At 72.4% G+C, this 19,113-nt stretch carries 11 protein-coding genes; 8 read left to right on the top strand and 3 right to left on the bottom strand.

Features of this window, described 5'->3' with window-relative positions:
- Nucleotides 1–73 precede the first annotated feature (73 nt).
- From ACFYZ3_RS14945 to obgE, 6 genes are all read left to right on the top strand, one after another.
- A complete protein-coding gene (locus ACFYZ3_RS14945; RefSeq protein WP_388516911.1) occupies nt 74–850 on the top strand; it encodes a TIGR03936 family radical SAM-associated protein in 777 nt (258 codons plus the stop codon).
- A 274-nt stretch (nt 851–1,124) separates the two neighbouring features.
- Nucleotides 1,125–5,126: a ribonuclease E/G gene (locus tag ACFYZ3_RS14940; protein ID WP_388516909.1), complete on the top strand. Its 4,002-nt coding sequence runs from the start codon at nt 1,125–1,127 to the stop codon at nt 5,124–5,126.
- Nucleotides 5,127–5,274: 148 nt separating this feature from the next.
- Nucleotides 5,275–6,336 (top strand): iron-containing alcohol dehydrogenase family protein, encoded by a 1,062-nt coding sequence (locus ACFYZ3_RS14935; protein ID WP_388516906.1) that lies wholly within the window; start codon nt 5,275–5,277, stop codon nt 6,334–6,336.
- 199 nt (nt 6,337–6,535) lie between these two features.
- Complete coding sequence (rplU, locus tag ACFYZ3_RS14930; RefSeq protein ID WP_007449531.1) at nt 6,536–6,856, top strand: 50S ribosomal protein L21; 321 nt, start codon at nt 6,536–6,538, stop codon at nt 6,854–6,856.
- A gap of 14 nt (nt 6,857–6,870) precedes the next feature.
- Nucleotides 6,871–7,125: a 50S ribosomal protein L27 gene (gene rpmA, locus ACFYZ3_RS14925; protein ID WP_003976205.1), complete on the top strand. Its 255-nt coding sequence runs from the start codon at nt 6,871–6,873 to the stop codon at nt 7,123–7,125.
- 110 nt (nt 7,126–7,235) lie between these two features.
- A complete protein-coding gene (gene obgE / locus ACFYZ3_RS14920; RefSeq protein WP_388516901.1) occupies nt 7,236–8,672 on the top strand; it encodes a GTPase ObgE in 1,437 nt (478 codons plus the stop codon).
- Nucleotides 8,673–8,736: 64 nt separating this feature from the next.
- Here the strand turns inward: obgE and ACFYZ3_RS14915 are convergent, their stop codons facing one another.
- The 3 genes from ACFYZ3_RS14915 to ACFYZ3_RS14905 form a co-directional block, all read right to left on the bottom strand.
- Nucleotides 8,737–12,330, bottom strand: coding sequence for a CDP-glycerol glycerophosphotransferase family protein (locus ACFYZ3_RS14915; RefSeq protein WP_388516898.1), 3,594 nt, complete (start codon nt 12,328–12,330; stop codon nt 8,737–8,739).
- A 23-nt stretch (nt 12,331–12,353) separates the two neighbouring features.
- Complete coding sequence (locus ACFYZ3_RS14910) at nt 12,354–14,585, bottom strand: CDP-glycerol glycerophosphotransferase family protein (protein ID WP_388516896.1); 2,232 nt, start codon at nt 14,583–14,585, stop codon at nt 12,354–12,356.
- 257 nt (nt 14,586–14,842) lie between these two features.
- Nucleotides 14,843–16,951: a hypothetical protein gene (locus ACFYZ3_RS14905; protein ID WP_388516893.1), complete on the bottom strand. Its 2,109-nt coding sequence runs from the start codon at nt 16,949–16,951 to the stop codon at nt 14,843–14,845.
- A gap of 288 nt (nt 16,952–17,239) precedes the next feature.
- Between ACFYZ3_RS14905 and proB the strand changes: the two genes are divergently transcribed.
- Nucleotides 17,240–18,343, top strand: coding sequence for a glutamate 5-kinase (proB, locus tag ACFYZ3_RS14900; RefSeq protein ID WP_388517850.1), 1,104 nt, complete (start codon nt 17,240–17,242; stop codon nt 18,341–18,343).
- A 135-nt stretch (nt 18,344–18,478) separates the two neighbouring features.
- Entirely contained in the window at nt 18,479–19,009 is a 531-nt protein-coding gene (locus ACFYZ3_RS14895; RefSeq protein WP_388516890.1) for a hypothetical protein, read from the top strand.
- Nucleotides 19,010–19,113 lie beyond the last annotated feature (104 nt).

Below are 19,113 nucleotides of genomic sequence, written 5' to 3'. Positions count from 1 at the left end.
TCCCGCCGGCCGTACACAAGGAGAAGTTCCCCTGGGCAAGCGACAGCCCGTAGGCCCGCCGCCCGTTCCCGCGGTGCAGCGCATTCGACTGCGCTACACCAAGCGCGGCCGCCTCCGGTTCACCAGCCACCGTGACTTCCAGCGCGCCTTCGAGCGTGCGCTGCGCCGCGCCGAGGTGCCGATGGCGTACTCGGCGGGGTTCACCCCGCACCCGAAGGTGTCGTACGCCAATGCCGCACCCACCGGCACGGGCAGTGAGGCGGAGTACCTGGAGATCGCGCTCACCGAAGCGCGTGATCCGGAGCGGTTGAGGCTGCTCCTCGACGAGTCGCTGCCCACCGGGCTCGACGTCGTCGACGCGGTCGAGGCCCGGACCTCCGGGCTCGCCGACCGGCTGACGGCCTCCGTGTGGGAGCTGCGGCTGGACGGCGTGGAGTCCGCCGAGGCCGAAGCCGCCGTCGCGGCGTTCAACGCGGCCCCCGCGGTGGAGGTCCAGCGCCGTACGAAGAACGGTGTCCGCACCTTCGACACCCGCTCCGCCGTCGCGCACCTGGAGAGCCTCACCACGCACGGTTCACCGGCTGATAGGCCGACCGACCGGCCCTGTGCGATACTGCGGCTGGTTGTTCGGCACGTGACGCCTGCCGTACGACCCGACGACGTCCTGTCCGGTCTTCGCGCCGTGGCCGACCTGGCGCCGCCGGTCCCCGCAGCGGTGACCAGGCTGGCGCAGGGGCTGTTCGATGAAGAGACCGGTGCGGTGACCGACCCGCTCGCGCCCGACCGCGAGGCAGAAGCGCCCGAGCCGCATCCGGCCGCCGCTTCCGCCGCCGCGAAGGCGCCGGCGTAAGGAAGGTTCCGCGTAGGGACGGACGTCGTAGCGCCGCCCTCGAACTCGGGAGCCACCTGGGTCGGGCAGCGCACCGACCACAAGACTTTCGCCAGGCCGTGCACGACAAGGGGTACGGAACCGGCGAGACAAGACACGGATGAGCTTCCGAGCGGCGCCCGCGCCCCGGACGGCGGCGACCGCGCACCGCGCGAGCCGCGGACGTCACCGGCGGTCGACATGTCGATGCCGGACCAGGCGCGGCGCCCGGGAGCCTGACGGGAGAAACCCCCGCATGCTCGAACCGACCGAACCCACCGAGTCGTCGACCACTTCGACGGACTCAGAATCGAACACCCCCAGCGACACCCTGCCGCCGCGCCGTCGGCGCAGGGCCGCGTCCCGCCCGGCGGGTCCGCCGTCCGGCGGTTCCGAGGCGCCGGCGGAGACCGTCGCGCCGGCCGAGGCGGCCCCCGCCGAGGTGGCCGAGGCCTCCGAGTCGGCGCCGGAGCCCGCGGCACCCGCCCGGCCGCGGCGCCGTGCGGTACGTCGTGCCTCCGCGCCCGCCGGGGCTCCCGAGGCCGTGGAGGCGGCCGAGACCGTCGTGTCCGCGGCCCCCGCCGCCGAGACGCCGGCGTCGGCCGAGGAGACCACGGAGCCCGTTGAGGCCACCGAGAGTGCCGCGCCCAAGGGGCGTACCCGCCGTCGTGCCACGCGCAGCGTGACCTCGGCCAGCGAGCCGACGGCCGCCGAGCCGACGGCCGCCGAGCCGACCGTCACCGAGTCTGCCGCCGCCGCGGCCCCGGAGCCCGCCGAGGCCGAGACGGAGGAAGCGGAGAAGACCGAGGCCGAGGCCGAGGCCGAGAGTGCCGCGCCCAAGGGGCGTACCCGGCGTCGTGCCACGCGCCGCGTGTCCGCCCCGGCCGAAGCGAGCGAGTCCGAGGCCGCCGCCCCCGAGCCCGCGAAGGCCGCGGACACCGCGCCCGCCCGGGCCGCGGAGGCCGCCGAGCCCGCCGAGTCCGGCGAGGACGCCGCGCCGCGTCGTGCGCGCCGCCGGTCCACCCGCAAGGCCGCCACCGGTTTCGCCGCCCCCGCGCAGACCGCCGCCGCGGCGTCCGACGAGGCGGAGGCGCCCAAGCGCCCGTCGCGTCCCGCGGTCGCCGTGTTCCAGGCGCCCGTGTTCGCCGAGCCGCAGTTCCAGACGCCCGAGCGGGCCGCGGCCGAGGCCGCCGCCGAAGCGGCCGGTGCCGAGCCGGCGAAGCCGGTCGAGGAGAGCGCGGAGGCCGCTCCCGAGGAGCAGTCCGCCGCCTCCCGCCGTCGTCGCAAGCGCCGGGGTGCCGCCGCCGAGGAGGCCGCCGAGGAGCGGGCCACGGCCGCCGTCACCGAGAACGAGCCCGCGGCCGAGACCCAGTCCCAGTCCCAGGCCGACGCCGGGTCCGAGGCCGAGTCCGAGGCCGACGAGTCGGGCGACGAGCACGACGACGCCGACGGCTACGAGGAGTCCGGTTCGCGCCGCCGTCGTCGCCGGGGCGGCCGTCGCCGTCGCCGGGGCGACTCCGCCGACGGCGACCTGACCGACGGCGAGGGCGAGCACACCGCCGCCGACCAGGCCGATCAGGACGCTGCGGACACCGCCGAGCAGGCGGACGAGGACGCCGACGAGAGCGAGGAGGCCGCCGGCGAGAGCGGCGGTTCCAGCAGCAGCCGGCGCCGCCGTCGCCGTCGCCGCCGGGCCGGGGACGGCTCGGGAGAGGCCGACTCCGCCACCGACGACCCCGAGCGCACCGTCGTCAAGGTGCGCGAGCCGCGGCCGGCGCGGGAGAAGAGCGAGCCGTCCGACGAGGTGCAGTCCATTAAGGGCTCGACCCGTCTGGAGGCCAAGAAGCAGCGCCGCCGGGAGGGCCGCGAGCAGGGCCGCCGGCGCGTGCCGATCATCACCGAGGCCGAGTTCCTGGCCCGGCGCGAGGCCGTCGAGCGCGTCATGGTCGTCCGCCAGCACGGCGAGCGCACCCAGATCGGCGTCCTGGAGGACGGGGTGCTCGTCGAGCACTACGTCAACAAGGAGCAGGCCACCTCGTACGTCGGCAACGTCTACCTCGGCAAGGTGCAGAACGTGCTGCCGTCGATGGAGGCCGCCTTCATCGACATCGGCAAGGGCCGCAACGCCGTCCTGTACGCCGGTGAGGTCAACTTCGAGGCGCTGGGCATGGCCAACGGCCCGCGGCGCATCGAGTCCGCCCTCAAGTCCGGCCAGCCGGTCCTGGTGCAGGTCACCAAGGACCCGATCGGTCACAAGGGCGCCCGCCTGACCAGCCAGGTCTCGCTGCCCGGCCGCTACCTGGTCTACGTGCCCGAGGGCTCGATGACCGGTATCAGCCGCAAGCTGCCCGACACCGAGCGGTCCCGGCTGAAGTCGATCCTGAAGAAGATCGTCCCCGAGGACGCGGGCGTCATCGTGCGCACCGCCGCCGAGGGCGCCAGCGAGGACGAGCTGCGCCGCGACGTCGAGCGGCTCCAGGCGCAGTGGGAGGACATCCAGAAGAAGGCGAAGAGCGGCGGCAGCTCGAACGCGCCCTCGCTGCTCTACGGCGAGCCGGACATGACCGTCCGGGTCGTGCGCGACATCTTCAACGAGGACTTCTCCAAGGTCGTCGTCAGCGGCGACGAGGCCTGGCAGACCATCCACGGCTACGTGTCCCACGTGGCGCCGGACCTCGCCGAGCGGCTGTCCAGGTGGACCAGCGAGGTCGACGTCTTCGCCACGTACCGGATCGACGAGCAGCTCGCCAAGGCGCTGGACCGCAAGGTCTGGCTGCCCAGCGGCGGTTCGCTGGTGATCGACCGGACCGAGGCGATGGTCGTCGTCGACGTCAACACCGGCAAGTTCACCGGTCAGGGCGGCAACCTCGAGGAGACGGTCACCAGGAACAACCTGGAGGCGGCCGAGGAGATCGTGCGCCAGCTCAGGCTGCGCGACCTCGGCGGCATCATCGTCATCGACTTCATCGACATGGTGCTCGAGTCCAACCGGGACCTGGTGCTGCGGCGCCTGCTGGAGTGCCTGGGCCGGGACCGGACCAAGCACCAGGTCGCCGAGGTGACCTCGCTGGGTCTGGTGCAGATGACCCGCAAGCGGGTCGGCCAGGGCCTGCTGGAGTCCTTCTCCGAGACCTGCGTCCACTGCAACGGCCGCGGTGTCATCGTCCACCTCGACCAGCCGACGTCCGCCGCGGGCGGCGGCGGTGGCAAGCGTCGCAAGCGGGCCCGCGCCGGTGGCGAGCAGCCGCACGAGCACGAGGCCGTCGCCGGGGTCGAGACCGGCCCCACGGCGGAGCAGGAGGCGGACACCGAGTCCGAGTCCGAGGTGGCCGCCGAGGTGGCCGAGCCGGTCGCCCTCCCGGCGCCCGACTTCAGTGCGGACGAGGAGCTGTACAGCAGCGCCGCGGAGGCCGAGGCGGCCGCCACGCGCGGCCGTGGCCGGCGTCGCGCGAGCCGTCGGGCGTCCGCCCCGGCGGGTGCGCCCAGGGCGGCGAAGGGCGAGGCCGCCAAGGCAGCGGCCGCACCCGCCGAGGTGCCGACGGCGCAGGACGTCACGGTGCGGGAGGAGGTCGAGCGTCCCGTGCGGCGCGAGCCCGCCGCCGAGGTGCTGGCCGAGCCCGCCGCCGTCGAGGACGCCGTCTCCGGCGCCCCCGCCCCGGCCGCTCCGGCCGAGACCGCGGCGCCCGCGCCGGAGGAGGCCGCGCCCAAGGGCCGTACCCGCCGCCGGGCCACCCGGAAGGTGTCCGCACCGGCCGGTTCGCCCGAGGGGGCCGAGGCCGCCGTACTGACGGTCCCGGAGACCACCGCGGTGTCCGAGCAGCCCGCGCCGGAGCCCGAGCAGGCACCGGAGGCGGCCCCGGCCGCCGCCGAGCCGGCCGAGAGCGCCGCCCCGGCCCGTCCGCGCCGCCGCGCGGTGCGCAAGCCCACCACGTCCACCGCGTCCGAGGAGGCGGCCGTCGTGGTCGTCCCGTCGGCCCCGGCTCAGGAGGCACCGGACGCTCAGCCCGAGGCCGAGGAGGCCGCCCCGGCCAAGAAGGCGGCGGCCCGCAAGACGGCCAAGAAGGCGACGGCGAAGAAGGCCGCCACCAAGAAGACCGCGGCCAAGAAGACGACGACCGCGAAGAAGGCCACGGCCAAGAAGGCGGCCAAGACGACGACCGCCAAGAAGGCCACGGCCAAGAAGACGGCGTCGAAGAAGACCGCGGCGGCCGCCCAGCAGGCGCCGTCCTCGGTCTCGGCCGCCACCGACGAGGGCTGATCCGGCACCTGCCCGGTCCGGCACCTGTCGCAAGACGTGTGGCCCCGGCCGAACGGATTCCGTTCGGCCGGGGCCACACGTTTCCCCGGCCGCTCCCGCGCGCATCATCAACGACAGCCGGGGCGCCCCGGCGAGGAGAGGAGACCACGTGCCGGTACTGACGAGGCTCATCCCCTCGCCGCTCGTCGTGGACGTCCGGCCGGGCGCCCTGGACGACCTGGCGAGCGTCCTGGCGGACCAGCGGATCTCGCAGTCCGGGAAGCTGGCCGTGGCGATCTCCGACGGCTCGGGGGCGCGGCTGCGCCGGCGGCTGGAGCCGTCGCTGCCCGGCGCCGACTGGTTCGAGGTCGGCGGCGGCACGATCGACGACGCGGTGCGGCTGGCCGACGGCATGAAGTCGGGCCGCTACGACGCGGTCGTCGGTCTCGGCGGCGGCAAGGTCATCGACTGCGCCAAGTTCGCCGCCGCCCGCGTGGGTCTGCCCATGGTCGCCGTGGCGACCAACCTGTCCCACGACGGCATCTGCTCGCCGGTCTCGATCCTCGACAACGACGCGGGCCGCGGCTCCTACGGCGTGCCGACGCCCATCGCGCTCGTCGTCGACCTCGCGGTGATCCGGGAGGCACCGATCCGGTTCGTGCGCTCCGGGATCGGCGACGCCGTCTCCAACATCTCCGCGGTCGCCGACTGGGAGCTGTCCCACCGGGTGAACGGCGAGAAGGTCGACGGTCTCGCCGCCGCCCTCGCCCGGCAGGCCGGCGAGGCCGTGCTGCGCCACCCGGGCGGCTGCGGCGACGACGGGTTCCTGACCGTGCTGACCGAGGGCCTGGTGCTGTCCGGGATCGCCATGACCATCGCCGGGCACACCCGCCCCTCGTCCGGCGCCTGCCACGAGATCAGCCACGCCCTCGACCTGCTGTATCCCCGGCGCGCGGCCAGCCACGGCGAGCAGGTGGGCATCGGCGCGGCCTTCGCGACGTATCTGCGCGGCGACCGGGAGGGCTCGCTGCTGATGGCGGACACGCTGCGCCGGCACGGGCTGCCCGTGGTGGCCCGGGAGATCGGGTTCGGCGACGAGGAGTTCGTGCGGGCCGTGGGGTTCGCGCCGCAGACCAGGCCCGGCCGGTACACGATCCTGGAGCACCTCGACCTGACGCCCGCGCGGGCGGCGGAGGCGTACGCCGAGTACGTCGCGGCGGTCTCCGGTTGACGCCGGGGGCCCGGTTTGACCCCTGTCGTGCGGCCCCGTAATCTTGACCGTCGGCGTGTCGACTGACGCGTCACATCCCCGTAAACCTCTTTCCTTCCGGGTGCGGGCCCTCGCGGGCCCCGGCCGGGAGAGGCTGTCCGTGTGTCACCGGGTGGCTGGACTGCGGGGGTGCCGTTCCGAGCGAGAGAGTGAGATCCGCGTGTACGCCATCGTGCGCAGCGGTGGTCGCCAGCACAAGGTTGCTGTCGGCGACATCGTTGAGGTTGACAAGATTTCCACCGCCCAGGTCGGCGACACGGTCGAGCTCTCGACCCTGCTCGTCGTCGACGGCGACGCTGTGACCAGCGACCCGTGGGTGCTGGCCGGCATCAAGGTCCAGGCCGAGGTCGTGGACCACCACAAGGGCCAGAAGATCGACATTCTGCGCTACAAGAACAAGACCGGCTACCGCCGTCGTCAGGGCCACCGCCAGCAGTACACGGCGATCAAGGTCACTGAGATCCCCGCGGCTGCGAAGTAAGGGACTGAGGAGACATGGCACACAAGAAGGGCGCATCGTCCACCCGGAACGGTCGCGACTCGAATGCCCAGCGGCTCGGCGTGAAGCGCTTCGGCGGTCAGGCCGTCAACGCGGGTGAGATCCTGGTCCGCCAGCGTGGCACCCACTTCCACCCGGGCGCCGGCGTCGGCCGTGGCGGCGACGACACGCTGTTCGCCCTGCAGGCCGGTGCGGTGCAGTTCGGCACCCACCGTGGCCGCAAGGTCGTGAACATCGTCCCGGTCGCCTGACCGGACACTTTCGCGAGGCGGGCCTCACTTCCCCCACGGGAAGTGGGTCCGCCTTTCGCGTGTTACCCAAGAGACATCCCCGCAGTAGGCAGTAACTGGAGGCACATCCCATGACCACCTTCGTGGACCGCGTCGAACTGCACGTCGCCGCGGGTAACGGAGGCCACGGCTGTGCCTCCGTCCACCGTGAGAAGTTCAAGCCGCTCGGCGGCCCGGACGGCGGCAACGGCGGCCGTGGCGGCGACGTGATCCTCACCGTGGACCAGTCGGTGACCACGCTCCTCGACTACCACCACTCCCCGCACCGCAAGGCCACCAACGGCAAGCCCGGCGAGGGCGGCAACCGCTCCGGCAAGGACGGCCAGGACCTGGTCCTGCCCGTGCCCGACGGCACCGTGGTCCTCGACGGCGCGGGCAACGTGCTCGCCGACCTGGTCGGCCACGGCACCTCCTACGTCGCCGCGCAGGGCGGCCGGGGCGGCCTCGGCAACGCGGCGCTGGCCTCCGCGCGCCGCAAGGCCCCCGGCTTCGCGCTGCTCGGTGTGCCCGGTGACCTCCAGGACATCCACCTGGAGCTGAAGACCGTCGCCGACGTCGCGCTGGTCGGCTACCCGAGCGCCGGCAAGTCCTCGCTGATCTCCGTACTGAGCGCGGCCAAGCCGAAGATCGCCGACTACCCCTTCACGACGCTCGTCCCGAACCTGGGCGTGGTGACGGCGGGCGAGACCGTGTACACCGTCGCGGACGTCCCCGGTCTCATCCCCGGCGCCAGCCAGGGCAAGGGCCTGGGCCTGGAGTTCCTGCGGCACGTGGAGCGGTGCAGCGTGCTGGTGCACGTCCTGGACACGGCGACGCTGGAGTCCGAGCGCGACCCGCTCTCCGACCTGGACGTCATCGAGGCCGAGCTGCGCGAGTACGGCGGCCTGGACAACCGGCCGCGGATCGTCGTCCTCAACAAGATCGACGTGCCCGACGGCAAGGACCTCGCCGAGATGGTCCGCCCGGACCTTCAGGCGCGCGGCTACCGGGTCTTCGAGGTGTCGGCCGTGGCCCACATGGGGCTCAAGGAGCTGTCCTTCGCGCTGGCCGAGCTGGTCGCCACGGCCCGCGCCGCCCGCCCGAAGGAGGAGGCCACCCGGATCGTCATCCGGCCCAAGGCCGTGGACGACGCGGGCTTCACCGTCACCCGCGAGGAGGACGGCCTGTTCCGGGTGCGCGGCGAGAAGCCGGAACGCTGGGTGCGCCAGACCGACTTCAACAACGACGAGGCCGTCGGCTACCTCTCCGACCGGCTCAACCGCCTCGGCGTCGAGGAGAAGCTGATGAAGGCGGGCGCCCGCAACGGCGACGGCGTGGCCATCGGCCCCGAGGACAACGCGGTCGTCTTCGACTGGGAGCCCTCGGTCACGGCGGGCGCCGAGATGCTCGGCCGCCGCGGCGAGGACCACCGCTTCGAGGCGCCCCGCCCGGCCGCCCAGCGGCGCCGGGACCGGGACGCCGAACGGGACGAGGCCCAGCAGGAGTTCGACGGCTTCGAGCCGTTCTAGGCGGCTTCGGGCAGGCGGCACCGGGCTGAGTTCCGGGCGCCTGCCCCCTCCGCCGCAGCGGGCGTCAGACCTCCCGCGCCTGCTCCAGCATCAGGTCCACGACGCGTGCCGCGGCCCTGCCGTCGTCGAGCTCGCAGAACAGCTCCTGGAAGCGCCGGTAGCGGTCCGCGTACTCGGCCGACACCTTGTCCAGGTCGCCCAGCGCGCTCACCAGCTCCTCCGAGGTGCGGATCAGCGGACCCGGCGCGTCGTTCTCGAAGTCGAAGTAGAAGCCGCGCAGCTTGTCCCGGTAGTGCTCCAGGTCGTACGTGAAGAACAGCATGGGCCGCTTCAGGTGCGCGTAGTCGAACATCACCGAGGAGTAGTCCGTCACCAGCACGTCGGCGGCGAGATACAGGTCCGCGATGTCGGGATACTCCGAGACGTCGTACACGAAGCCGTTGCCCGCGCCGGGAATGCTGTCCACGACGTTGGAGTGCCGGCGGATCAGCAGCACGTGGTCGTCACCCAGCCGCGCGCGGGCGTCCTCGACGTCGATGCGCAGGTCGAACTTGAACTGCCCCCGCCGGTGCGACAGGTCGTCCCGCCAGGTCGGCGCGTAGAGGATCACCCGCTTGTCGGCCGGCACGCCGAGCCGCTCCTTGATCTCCCGGGCACGCTCGGCGAGGTCCGGCGCGTAGAGGTAGTCGTTGCGCGGGTACCCGGTCTCGATGATCTTCCCGTCGAAGCCCATGGCGCGCTTGAGGATCGGCGTGCTGAAGCGGTTGGAGGAGACCAGCATCGTCCAGTTGCGGGCCTCCTGGATCAGCCGCTCGTGGTACTGGGGGTCGAACTTCGGCGCCTCGATGTCCAGGCCGATCTTCTTCAGCATGGTGCCGTGCCACGTCTGCACGATCACCTGCCCCGGGCGACGCTCCATCCAGTGCGGCAGGTGCGCGTTGGTGACGATGTAGCGGCAGCGGGCCAGCGCCTCGTACCACTCGGTGCTCCAGAACCGCACCTTGCGCGCGGTGTCGGGCAGGTCCACCTGACCGTCCCGGACCAGCCACAGGTACTCGAGGTCGGACCCCCGGCGCAGCAGCTCCTCGTGCATCGCGCGCGGCGAGTCCGAGTACTGCTTGCCGTTGTAGCTGATGAACAGCACCGCGTCCCGCAGCGGCTTGGTCCGGCCCGCTTCGTACACGTCCTTGCGCAGCCGCTCCTGACGGTAGGCGCCGCGCTCCAGGACGGACAGGTCGGACGGGCAGTGCAGCTGCGGGAAGTTGTACCAACGGGACTCGAACTCGTACTCCCGGTCCTTGGCGGCGCCGAGCACGGGGAAGTCGTCCACGGCGAGCCGGTCGACGAGGAAGGGTATGTCGCTGCCGTCGGGGGCGCGCAGGAAGAAGTTCCAGCGCCCGCTCTTGAGCGGCAGCGTTCCCTCGGGACCGGACATGGACGCCGGGGTGAACTCGGCGGCGAACGAACCGTCCGGTGAGGTCCGCAGGGCCACGGTCTTCTCGTCGAACCGGTCCCGGGCCTTCACGACGAAGTCAGCCCCGTCGATGTCGGCGGCACTCACGCCTTCCACGACGTAGCGGTCACCGGTCCAGCGCACCGACGTGATCTTCGCCTGGAGCGGGCGGCCGGAGAACTTCAGATAGCCGTTGTGCCCCGAGACCAGGGCTATCTCGTTGCGGTCGGCGTTGTCCGCGAGGGACGCCGGCAGTCGCATCTCCCCGTCCGCGAGTCCTTCACGGACCACGGTGGAGAAACGGCGCTCGCTCCCGTCGGGAGCCACCGCGACCAGCTGGGTGCTCCAGTTGCGCCGGGAGGCGGCCGCGGGGTCGGCACCGCCGGCGGCGTTCTCCTCCTTCACGACGTCCTGGTGCTCAGGCAGCAGGGCGACGTCCCGCATCGGCACCCGCACCGTGAACGGGGTGTGCGCGCCGTCGGCCGTGCTCAGCGTGACGGGGTAGTGCAGCCGCTCGCCGCTCTTCTTGTTGGTGACGCGCAGCGAGACAGTCTCTCCCGCGTCCAGCGGCACGCGGATCTCACCGTCGATCTCGATGTCCGCGCCGACCGCCCGATGGCCCGTGATCAGCGCGCGCACCCGCTCCACGGTGAGCCGCAGCGCCCCGTTGACCGGGGTGGGCAGCAGCCGGAAGTTGTCGTCCAGCCACTGGTAGGGCGGGTGGTTGGCCCGCGTCGGGCCCTTCACCTGGACCGCGCGCTTGCGCAGCAGACCGGCGGTGGCGATGCCGATGCCGACCCGCCAGGTGCCCTCCTCCCACTGGGAGCCCCTGCGCAGCTTGAGCGGGTCGAGGTCCGCCTCCCAGCCCGACCAGTCGTAGTTGGTGTGCTTGCGGCCGGACAGCGACGTGGCCTCCGGGACGTAGGCGTTGCGCAGCGGCAGGACCGTGGCCCTGCGGGAGCCGTCCTTCTTCAGCACGAGGATCTTGGCCGCGCTGCGCCTTCCGGCCTGGTCGATCTGGTCGATCCAGGCGTGTCCGGCCAGCCGCAGCCGTCCGTCCTCCCAGCGGATGTCCTGGAGGGGGGCGTGGAGCTTGAGGTCGGGATCGATACGGCGCGCCTTCTTCGGCAGCCGGGTGGCGGCCGTTTCCAGACCGGGGTAGTCGACGTACTTGCGGTGGAAGCCGGTGATCTTCACGGCGTCACCGCGCCGTTCCGCCTGGAGCAGGTCCACGAGCTCGTCCAGCGCGTGTCTGCGGACGAGCAGCCACTTGATGCGGGCGGTCGCCGGGAGCTCCATGACCACGCGCGGGTCGACCTGGTCCAGGTAGTTGTTGATCACGCGCAGGAACTCGGCGCGGAACTCCGCGTCACCGTCCGGCAGGACGTTCAGGAAGATCCGGAGGTCACCGGTGAGAGCGGTGCTGTCGTACGCGTTCTTCAGCTCGGCGCTCGTCTCGCCGGGCTGGGAGGCGAAGAACCGGCTGACGGACTCCACGGCCGCGGCACGGTCCCGCACGGCCTTCGGCTCGGTCCGGCGCTGGGTGATGGAGGGGGCGGCCTCGCCCTCGCGCAGTCGCCAGTAGTACGTGGGCTCGCTGATGATGTCCACGGCTTCGGCGAGGAACTGCGCCGGGAGGATCACCGGGACGTCCTCGTACAGCACGCCTTCCGGGAAGGAGAGGTCGTGCTTCTCCCAGAACGAACGGCGGAACACCTTGTTGCAGGCTATTCGGTCGGTCAGCAGCTTCCTGTTCCGCGATATGTGGGTCCGCCTGACCGCGCCGCCGGCGAGGATGCGGTGCATGGGGGACTGCCAGATCTTGGTGCTGTTGATGTGCTGGACGTTGCCCGTGACGAAATCCGAGCCGCTCTCGTCGAGACTGTCCACCATGAGCCGGTAGGCGTTCGGCGGGATCATGTCGTCGCTGTCCACGAAGGCGACGTACTCCGACTCGGGCGCCAGCCGTGTCATTCCCGTGTTGCGCGCCGCGCCGAGGCCGGCGTTCTCCTTGCGGATCAGTTTGAAACGGGGGTCGCGGGTCTCGTATGCGGCGGCGATCGAGGCCGAGTCGTCCGGTGAACCGTCGTCCACCATCAGTACCTCGATGTCGCGGAAGGTCTGCGCGGCCAGGGAATCCAGGCAGGCGGGGAGATACCGCTCCACGTTGTAGATCGGGACGATGACACTGAGCCGAGGGGCCATGCTGGGTGCGGTTCCTTCCGTGGTCAGGCCCGCTCGACAGGTTCGAGCGCCTGGGTGGGTGTCGGGGCGTGGGAACGGTCGTCGAACGGGACGACAGGCAGCAGGCTCTCCTCGCCCAGGAAGACTCGTCGTACGACCCGTTCGGCCGCATGACCGTCGTCGAACTCGCAGAAGCGCCTGCGGAAGCCGTCCCGGCGCTTGGTCGCCTCCGGGGTGTCGTACGACCCCGAGGCGAGCAGCGCCAGCAGCTCCCCCTGCGTGGTGGCCACCGCGCCGGGCGGTTCCTGGAGCAGGTCGAAGTAGGTGCCGCGTACCGCGGAGTAGACGTCCCAGTCGGGGACGTAGCTGATGATCGGGCGGTCCAGCACCGCGTAGTCGAACATCGCCGAGGAGTAGTCCGTGATCAGGGCGTCGGCCGCGAGGTACAGGTCCTCCACCCGGGCGTGCCCGGAGACGTCCACGATGCGGCCGGTGCGGCGCAGCTCGGTGATCTGCGGGGAGTTGCCGTAGAAGTAGTGACCGCGCACCAGCAGCGTCACGTCCGGACCGAGTTCGCGGGCGAACCGGGCCAGGTGCATCGGCGGGACGAAGCCCGGTTGGTGCTCGCGGTGCGTCGGCATGTACAGGAACGCCTTGACACCGTCGGCCAGCCCCAGCTCGGCGCGGGCCGCGCGCACGTCCTCGGCCGTGGCGTTGACCAGGACGTCGTTGCGCGGGTAGCCGGTCTCCAAGGTGGTGTAGGAGCAGGGGTAGACCCGCTCCCAGATCACGGTCGAGAACCGGTTGGAGCTGAGGCTGTAGTCCCAGCGGTCGCACCGCTCCAGGAGCTTCTCGAAGTCCATGTCGGTGGAGGCCGGATACTTCTGCTGGTCCAGGCCCATGGTCTTCAGCGGGGTGCCGTGGTGGGTCTGGACGTGGATCTGGCCCTCGCGCTTGACCACAGAGTCCGCGAAGTTCACGTTGTTCACGAGGTACTTGGCGCGGGCCACCGCCGCCCAGTACTCGCGCGAGCCCACGCGCACCACCCGTACGCCCTCGGGCACCTGGTCCGCGTGCTCGGCGCGGACCGCCCAGACGCGGCGCAGATGCGGGGCCCGGCGCGCCAGTTCGGCGTCGATGGCGGCCGGGTTGCAGGAGACGCCGCGGCTCCAGTAGGCGGAGAACAGCACCAGGTTGTCGTCGAGCGGAAGCCTGAGCTGCGACTGGTAGAGGGCGCGCATCGCGCCGCGCTTGGACCGGTTGACCGCGGTGCGGACGCTCTTCTTGACCCGCCGGCGCACCTTCACCGCGGCGAGGGCGCTCACCAGGGTGGAGTAGGCGTCGCGCTCCAGCATCGCGTACTTGTGGCCGCGGCCGCCGCCCGGCCGGGTGAAGCCCTTCGGCACGCGGGCGCGGTAGTCGGCCGCGGCGCGGTGGAAGAACTCCGCCCGCGCCTCCCGCGGCAGCCGGCCCGGACGCTCCAGGACGGTCAGGTAGTGGTCGGCCATCTTGCGGAACAACGGGCCGCGCCATTCGGCGAGTTCCTCGTGCGCGTCGACGTAGTCGAAGACCCGCTGGTACTGGTCGAAGACGTCGAAGTGCTTGCGGCTGACCGTCTTGAGGATGTTGCCGCCCTCACGCCGCTGCCGGTAGTAGACGCAGACCCGGTCCAGCACGGCGATCCGCTCGGCGCTGATCAGGGAGCAGAATGTCCAGGGCGCGTCCTCGTAGTAGCCGGGCGGGAAGGTGAGTCCCGTGCGGGCGATGAAGTCCCGCCGGTACGCCTTGTTCCAGACGATCTGGAGCAGGTCCAGCAGTTGCGGACGGTCGGCGAGGGAGAAGACGTCCGGGCCGGTGTGTGCGAGCAGGTCCGCCAACTGATTGCGGTTGACCTTGCCGTTCCAGTAGGTGCGGGCGTAGTCGTAGACGAGCACCTCGGGGTCGTCCGTCGCGTCGAGACGGTCCGCTATCGCCGCGAGCGCCCCCTCGGACAAGGTGTCGTCACTGTCCAGGAACAGCACGTAGTCGCCCTGCGCCTTTTCCAACCCGGCGTTTCGGGCACGGCCCAGCCCCACATTCTCCGTGAGATGTGTCACCTGGATACGCGCGTCGCGTTTCGCGTATTCGTCGAGAATGGCCCCCGAACCGTCCGGTGAGAAGTCGTCGACCGCGATGATCTCGAAATCCACGAAGTTCTGTCCGAGCACCGAATCGAGACATTCGGGCAGATAGCCCTGCACCTTGTGCACCGGGACGATGAGGGAGAACCTGGGCATTCCTGCAACCTGTTCGAAGGGGAAAGCTGTCCGTGTGTTGCCGCGTACCGTATCGGGAGAGTCTGTGATTTGCGGCCAAGCGTAACGGTCCTGTTGGAGGGGTATGCCCGATCTTGCCCCAACAGCTCTTATGAGTATCCACACATGTGCCCCGAACGCCCACAGGGTGGTTTCAAGTTCTTCTCATGTTCCCCGGATCCACCGGTCTACTCCTGCCCGGCCGTCCGGGCCCGTCCGCCCGGACGGCCGCTCTGCCCTCAACGCCGCCCGCGCAGCGCGCTCGCGTCGGTTCCGAGCCGGGGACCAGGGACGGAGAGGTCCGCGGCGAGGCGCTCGGCCCGGCGGGCGCGGTGGTCGCCGGCCGCCGCGCACAGGTCCCGCACCGCACCGGCGAAGCGCTCCCGGGACGGCGGCTCGGCCGGACCCAGCAGACGCAGGGCCAACGCGGCACGTTCCTGGGCCAGTTCGTCCCGCTCCGGACTGCGCACCGCCGCCAGCAGCGCCGGCACCCCGGACGCGTCCGGCGCCAGCACGGTCGCCGCCGCCACCGTCGGGAACGACTTGCGGAACACGTCCTCGGCCAGCGCGCTGGTGTTGGCCACCGCGTACGGCTTGCCGCTCGCCAGGAAGTCGCTGATCACGCTCGACACGTCGCTGATCAGCAGGTCGGCCCGGTTGAAGCAGGCGTACAGCGGCGGGCGGGCGTCCGTGACGACCTGGTGCTCCCACGCGGGCAGCGACGCCCAGTACGCCTCCTCCCACGCGGCCGCCGCCCGCCGCACGGCCCCCGCCCGCCCGGGCTCCGGCTCCGGCTGCCGCAGCATCCGCTCCGCCTGGTCCGCCGCCGACCGGAAGCCGGCCGCGGTGAGCCGGTCCAGCTCCGCCGCCCGCCGGGCCAGGACGGTGGCCGCCGACACGTCGGGACGCGGACCGCCGCGCTCCCGGTTCGCCGCCCGCACCAGCTCCCGGATGCGCAGATCGGCGGCCCGGGCCCGCGGGTCCACCGACCCCGTCAGCGGATGCGGCTTGTACAGCAGCCGTACGCCCGCATCCGCGAGCAGGGCCCGCACCAGGTTCTCCCCGGCCTCGACCACCGACGTGTTGCCGGGATTGCCGTCCCAGCCCTCCCAGGTCGGCGCGTACAGGACGGTCGTGAACGCCCCCGGCGCGGGCGGCCCCGCGTACGGCCGTACGGCGTCCAGCTGCGGGCGGCCGATCTCCACCACGTCCTTGTCCTCGACGCCGACCTCCGCCAGCGCGTACCGCTCGCGCGCCGCGGGGCCCGCCACCCACACCTCGTCGTACGCCTTCGCGTACGGGTTGCACGAGGACAGCTTGTCGCTCTCCCCGTGATTGACGAAGGCGTGCTTGATCGTCGGGATGCGCAGGACCTGAGAGGTCTTGCCGGAGTTGGACGGGTGGAGCAGGACACGGAGCGTCGAGTGCTCCAGGCGCATCAGCGTGGACACCTTCGGCAGGCACACCACCGGGATGTCGGTCGCCGCGATCCGCTGCACCATGTGCCGCTCCCGCAGCACGATCACCGGCCGCCCCTCCAGCCGCGCCAGCGGCTCCAGCCACATGTTCGCCTGGTACGCCGAGGACGCCCCGCCCGAGAAGTACAGGCCGACCGTCGGCCGGTACCGGGCGAGCCACGCGTCGAACCAGTCGAGCACCTCCTGCTCACCGGCGGGCCTGCGCCCCGGCAGCAGCCGCAACAACAGCGCGCCCAGACCCGTCAGCGCCGCCCCCAGCGACAGCGCGAGCCCGGCCACCCCGTACACCGGCGCGTCGGTCGCCGCCGTCGCCAGCAGCCCGGCCGTCGCGGGCAACCCGAAGACCGCCAGCCGGGGCCCCGGGCGGCGCAGCAGCACCGGGGGCGCCGGGGTCAGCCGCAGCGCCGAGGCGTCGATGTTCCGGGTCACCACGGGCAGCGTCCGGGTGCGCCGGACCAGGACGGACACCGCCTGGATCGACCAGTGCAGCGCGTAGAGGACGAGCAGCCCGGCGACGAGCGGCGCGTAGACGCCCTCCCGGTGCTGTTCGCCCAGGCGCAGCAGGCCCACCACGAGCAGCAGGTCACGCAGCACGTGCCGGACCGTGACATCGGCGTGCGACTTGGCGAACAGCGACACCATGCCCCGCTGCCACCGGTACAGCACCCCCTCGGCGGCCAGTGAACCGGCGCTCCCCGCGAGCAGCAGTGGCACGTGCGGCAACAGGGCGCCCACGGCCTGTGCGGCGAAGGCGGCCGCCAGCACGGCCAGGACCAGCAGCTTCACGGCGATCCGCCGCCCGGGCAGGCGAGGGAGACGGCGGCGGGACAGGGATAGGGGCACTGCGGTCGCTCCAGGCTCGTCGCGCATCGGACAACCGGGTTAACGCGGGGTGACCGCCCGACGACACGCGCGTGTTGTCCCGGCCCCTCCCGGCGCGGCGGGGAAACCGACGGCGGCGGGGTGCGGACGCGGTGCCGACCGTGGCGGGGTGGTGTGCGTGCGCGGCGAGGACGTGGCGTGGTCCGCGGCCGTTGTCCGCAGCGTGAACTGCGGTGCGGCGTGCGTTCCCCTTCGCGTAGATTGCCTGGCGGGCGCAGGGATCGGCGCGTGTCGACGGGAGAGGCGGACGGGGCCGTGGCAGGGGCAAGGCAGGCCGTGGGCGAGGCCCGCAGGATCGTGGTCAAGGTCGGTTCCTCCTCGCTGACCACCGCCGCGGGCGGGCTGGACGCCGACCGGGTCGACGCGCTCGTCGACGTGCTCGCCAAGGTGCGCGGCGCCGACAAGGAGGTCGTCCTCGTCTCCTCCGGTGCCATCGCCGCCGGGCTGGCCCCCCTCGGCCTGCGTCGCCGCCCCCGGGACCTGGCCCGCCAGCAGGCCGCCGCCAGCGTCGGCCAGGGACTGCTGGTCGCCCGCTACACCGCGTCCTTCGCCCGCTACGGCGTCCGCGTCGGCCAGGTGCTGCTGACCAGCGACGACATGAGCCGCCGCGCCCACCACCGCAACGCCTCCCGCACCCTGGACAAGCTGCTCGCGATGGGCGCCTTCCCGATCGTCAACGAGAACGACACCGTCGCCACCGACGAGATCCGCTTCGGCGACAACGACCGCCTCGCCGCCCTCGTCGCCCACCTCGTCCGCGCCGACCTCCTGGTGCTGCTGTCCGACGTCGACGGCGTCTACGACGGCGACCCGAGCAGACCGGGCACCTCCCGGCTGGCCGAGGTGCGGGACATGGCCGACCTCGCGGGCGTCGACATCGGCAGCGCGGGCAAGGCCGGGGTCGGCACCGGCGGCATGGTCACCAAGGTCGAGGCGGCCCGGATCGCCGCCGCCGCAGGCATCCCCGTGGTGCTGACCAGCGCCGTCCACGCGGCCGACGCCCTGACCGGCGGCGACACCGGCACGTACTTCCACGCCACCGGCCGGCGCTCCGCCGACCGGCTGCTGTGGCTCCAGCACGCCTCCGCCCCGCAGGGCGCGCTCGTCCTCGACGACGGGGCGGTGCGCGCGGTCGTCGAGGGCCGCAAGTCGCTGCTGCCGGCCGGGATCGCGGGCGTGGAGGGCGACTTCGCCGCGGGCGACCCGGTGGAGCTGCGGGACGGCTCGGGCCGGGCGGTGGCCCGTGGGCTGGTCAACTTCGACGCCAAGGAGATGCCCCGGCTGATCGGCCGCTCCACCCGGGAACTGGCGCGCGAACTCGGACCCGCGTACGAACGTGAGGTCGTACACAGGGACGATCTGGTGATCCTGCACCCGTAATGGGTCGAAACGTCCCCGAATCGGTGGTGGACGTTCCGCAAAACCGCCCCGCGATCTCGCGCGGCCTGCTCAACTTTCCTCAGGGACAAGTCCGGCCGACCACCGGGCCGAGCCGTGTGCGTGAAGGAGGCCGTCGTGAGCGGAGTACGCCCTGGGACGGCGGCGCCCCGCGGTGGTACCGCCTCCCGCGGCGGTGCGGGCGCCCGCAGCGGCACGGGCGCGCGCCCCGGCGGCGCCCGGGGCGCGAACCGGGCGGGCGGCGAGGAGCGCGCCCTGACCAGCGTCGCCGCCGGTGACCGGTTCCACGGCGAGGAGCCCGAGCACACCCCGCGCCTGTGGCACGTCACGCTCAGCGTCTCCGGCGCCCGCGCCCCGCTCACCGAGGTGCGCCGGGCGCTCGAACAGCTCGCGCACGACCACCCCTTCCTGCTGACCAGCCGGTACGCCGACGACCACGCGGAGATCCGGTACTGGGAGGAGGCCCGCGACCTGCACGACGCCGCCGCCGTCGCCCTGCGCCTGTGGGGCGAACACCGGCAGACCGCGGGACTGCCGCCCTGGGAGATCGTCGGCCTGGAGGTCATCGACCGGGCCACCTACCACCAGCGCATCGCCGCCGGGTACGGACCGGCACCCGCGACGCCGGTCGGCGTGCACCCGTTCTAGGACGGGACGGGGTCTACCAGCCGCCGGTGCCGATTTCGGTGCGGGTGGTGAGGCCGCCGTTGCCGGTGCCCTTGTAGAGGTAGAGCTTTCCGGTTTCGCCGGTG

Origin of the sequence: Streptomyces sp. NPDC001599 (genome assembly GCF_042893535.1) — a bacterium.
Taxonomy (GTDB): Bacteria; Actinomycetota; Actinomycetes; order Streptomycetales; family Streptomycetaceae; genus Streptomyces.
This window is presented reverse-complemented; position numbering and strand designations above follow the sequence as displayed.

Bases quoted from the DNA above. Each gene is read 5' to 3' on its own strand.
- ACFYZ3_RS14940 (WP_388516909.1), top strand. From the start codon at position 1,125: ATGCTCGAACCGACCGAACCCACCGAGTCGTCGACCACTTCGACGGAC.
- ACFYZ3_RS14915 (WP_388516898.1), bottom strand. From the start codon at position 12,330: ATGGCCCCTCGGCTCAGTGTCATCGTCCCGATCTACAACGTGGAGCGG.
- rpmA (WP_003976205.1), top strand. From the start codon at position 6,871: ATGGCACACAAGAAGGGCGCATCGTCCACCCGGAACGGTCGCGACTCG.
- obgE (WP_388516901.1), top strand. From the start codon at position 7,236: ATGACCACCTTCGTGGACCGCGTCGAACTGCACGTCGCCGCGGGTAAC.
- ACFYZ3_RS14905 (WP_388516893.1), bottom strand. From the start codon at position 16,951: ATGCGCGACGAGCCTGGAGCGACCGCAGTGCCCCTATCCCTGTCCCGC.
- ACFYZ3_RS14910 (WP_388516896.1), bottom strand. From the start codon at position 14,585: ATGCCCAGGTTCTCCCTCATCGTCCCGGTGCACAAGGTGCAGGGCTAT.